We start from the raw sequence: 2796 nt of genomic DNA on the forward strand, positions 1-2796 counted from the left end.
AGAGAAACTCCGTATACCAGATGTCCGATCAACCAGAGGAATATCCCTCCAGAATCATAAGGAGAAGGGACTTCTTTGATGGCCATGAAAGACAGTGGGAAATAGAATAAGAAAGCCGGCAGGGTTACGATAAATGCCAGCGCCCATATCATCCGACCAGAAAGATTGAAGTGATGGATTGAGATAGTGAAAATGATTCCGATTATGCAGGAAATGAATAGATGGAACAGAAATTCTTCCCATTCTGACCACCGGACTTTTCCCATATAGGGGATGAAATCGACATTCAGCAGCAGCGCATATACTTTAATACCTGTCAGTGACTGCAGGAATTTAAGTATCAGCCCCAGGAGGGTTCCTGAAGCAATCCCGATTCCGGTCCCCTTGATGTACTCTTTAGAAGTCATCTTCCACTTTTGGTGAACGATACAAATTAAAATTACCTGTAGCGGCTCGATCTTCTGTTTTTTTAGTGATACGTTTGTGACACGGACTACACATATAAGTATGGATTGGTCTGTTTCGAAGTCTTTTTGCTTCCAGAGAATAATCTTCAATATTTTCTATTACTTCACACAAAGCACATTTTACACGCATTATTAACACCTCATTGCTTTTTCTCTCATATGATATCTTTTTTCAGTATATCATGTAGTATAAGCAAACGCTTTAAATAATCTGTCTCTCCGTTTTTTAATACATCTTCACTTAATGTAAAATGAATCGGAGTTATAAAAAAGAAGGACAATTAAATGATTATCACGAATTGTCATATGTATACAGGCAGCTTTCTTTGTGCCGCTTGCCTGCTGGAAGATCCAGTGAAGTATTTGGAGGAGGAATTGTATGGCTAATCAAGTGGAACCCGGCTTAATTCCGGTGTTATTCGAAGAACTTCAATCTGAACGCTTTGTAACCTTGTCCACAGTTGATCATGATACCGGCGGGCCAAATGTCAATGCAGTTTCATGGATTTTGGCAAAGGACGAAGGAACAGTGCTTTTCACTGTGAATCAAAAGTCTAAAATCGTGGAGAATATTAACAAAAACCCTCTTGCTGTCATTAACCTGATTGCGAATGAATCCACTTATTCAATCAGCGGTAATGCAATAGTACAACAGGCGCACCTTGAGGGTGTCCCCCTTAAACTTACATTAATAAAGTTAGAAATCAATGAGGTAAGGGATGTTATGTTTTACGGATCCAGAATCTCAACAGAGCCGTCTTATGAGAAGACATACGATAAAGCGGCTGCTGACCGTCTTGACCGCCAAGTGATAGAAGCCATGAAAAAAGCTTAAGCGACAGCTTTTTCATGGCTTTTTATCATATTGAAGTTAATCGATATAATTTTCACTCTGATCTTCTTGTTCTTTATTTAATTGATTTTCTTTATTCTGATTCATTTTTTTCTTTGGTTCCTTTGGAGCGTTCTCAGGATCAGTCTGTTTCAATGAGCGCGGGATTTCAGGCATTAGTCTCCCTGAAATGTCAGAGAGTTCATTCATGATGCCTTGCACGGGCTCACCACGCTGAATGTCCTTGCTGATTTCTTTCAATCGGGCAGTGAGATCAGGGTCGGCGACAACAATTGCCTGTGCACCATATGGGTCATCTTTCAAAGCTTCGGCAACGGAATACTTTATCGACCCTACTTGGGACCGTTCGACATCTCCGTCGATATCGATCCCAACGTACGCATACTTACCTATTACGACAGCAGTTGCGTCTTCTACATCAGGAACACCGGTAGTCAAGTTAACAAGATGCTTTGAAATTTGCTGACCGGATTTTCTTTCCACATGCTGGATGTTACTATCTTGCACTGTGATCGGTTTATTCTGATCGGATTTCGGGTTTTTTTCATACCCTACCTCGTTTTTATTGGCGCATGCAGAGAGAATGAGCCCAAGCATAAGCAGAGAGATGAATTTGTTCATGTCCTAACCTCCCAAATTAGTGTCAATATCTATTCTTATTGTGTAATTTTCTTCTATCTTTATACGTTTATTCATATATTTTAAGAAACGGGCCGTCCTATTTGAGTAGCTGGGAATAACCGGATCAACTTTGGCTACATACAATAGTAATAAGAAATGAGGAGCAGGAGGCATCGATTTGAAAAAAATTTATGTATTAGATACCAATGTCTTATTACAGGATCCACAAGCCATCTTTTCGTTTCAGGACAATGAGGTGGTTATACCAGCAGTTGTATTAGAAGAAGTGGACTCTAAAAAGCGTTACATGGATGAAATCGGACGAAACGCAAGACATGTATCAAAATTGATCGATAATTTAAGGCAAGAGGGAAAGCTCCATGAAAAAATTCCTTTATATACAGGAGGTTCTTTAAGGATTGAGTTAAACCACCGATCCTTTCAGGAACTTCAAGAAATTTTTGTAGAGAAAACAAATGATAACCGGATACTGGCTGTCGCAAAAAATCTTTCTTTGGAGGAAGAGGCCAAAGAGGATGGAAAGTCCGTAATATTAGTAAGTAAAGACACCCTTGTGAGAGTTAAAGCTGATGCGCTTGGTTTACAGGCTGAGGACTTTTTAAGCGATCGGGTAGTTGAGGTTAATGACATATATACCGGATTCAATGAGTTATATATTGATAAAGAATTTATGAACAAATTTTATGATAAAGGGGAATTGACACTTAAAGAAATTACGAAACAGCGATTTTATTCACATGAATTCATCATTATGAAAGATGTTTTGGGAAGTTCTGCTTCAGCGCTCGGTATGGTTGACGGATCCGGATTGAAAGTGAAGAAATTAGTATATGA

General features: G+C 39.2%; 5 protein-coding genes. 2 read left to right on the forward strand and 3 right to left on the reverse strand.

What is annotated here, in order from left to right:
• Positions 1-407 (reverse strand): hypothetical protein (locus HP456_RS22305; protein ID WP_172255183.1); only part of this gene is annotated, 407 nt, incomplete at its 3' end.
• Positions 397-597, reverse strand: coding sequence for a YlaI family protein (locus HP456_RS22310; protein WP_172255185.1), 201 nt, complete (start codon positions 595-597; stop codon positions 397-399). The genes HP456_RS22305 and HP456_RS22310, both read right to left, overlap by 11 nt.
• A gap of 249 nt (positions 598-846) precedes the next feature.
• Here HP456_RS22310 and HP456_RS22315 point away from each other — a divergent pair, with 249 nt between their 5' ends.
• Positions 847-1302, forward strand: a complete 456-nt coding sequence (locus tag HP456_RS22315) for a pyridoxamine 5'-phosphate oxidase family protein (protein WP_172255187.1) — start codon at positions 847-849, stop codon at positions 1300-1302.
• A 36-nt stretch (positions 1303-1338) separates the two neighbouring features.
• Here the strand turns inward: HP456_RS22315 and HP456_RS22320 are convergent, their stop codons facing one another.
• On the reverse strand, positions 1339-1941 hold the full coding sequence (locus tag HP456_RS22320; RefSeq protein WP_172255189.1) for a YhcN/YlaJ family sporulation lipoprotein: 603 nt from the start codon (positions 1939-1941) through the stop codon (positions 1339-1341).
• 178 nt (positions 1942-2119) lie between these two features.
• On the opposite strand from HP456_RS22320, the gene HP456_RS22325 reads away from it, so the two are divergent.
• Positions 2120-2796 (forward strand): PIN domain-containing protein (locus HP456_RS22325; RefSeq protein WP_246289366.1); only part of this gene is annotated, 677 nt, incomplete at its 3' end.

Origin of the sequence: Bacillus haikouensis (assembly GCF_013179555.1) — a bacterium.
Lineage (GTDB): Bacteria > Bacillota > Bacilli > Bacillales > Bacillaceae_B > Rossellomorea > Rossellomorea haikouensis_A.

Bases quoted from the DNA above. Each gene is read 5' to 3' on its own strand.
- HP456_RS22310 (WP_172255185.1), bottom strand. From the start codon at position 597: ATGCGTGTAAAATGTGCTTTGTGTGAAGTAATAGAAAATATTGAAGAT.
- HP456_RS22315 (WP_172255187.1), top strand. From the start codon at position 847: ATGGCTAATCAAGTGGAACCCGGCTTAATTCCGGTGTTATTCGAAGAA.
- HP456_RS22320 (WP_172255189.1), bottom strand. From the start codon at position 1,941: ATGAACAAATTCATCTCTCTGCTTATGCTTGGGCTCATTCTCTCTGCA.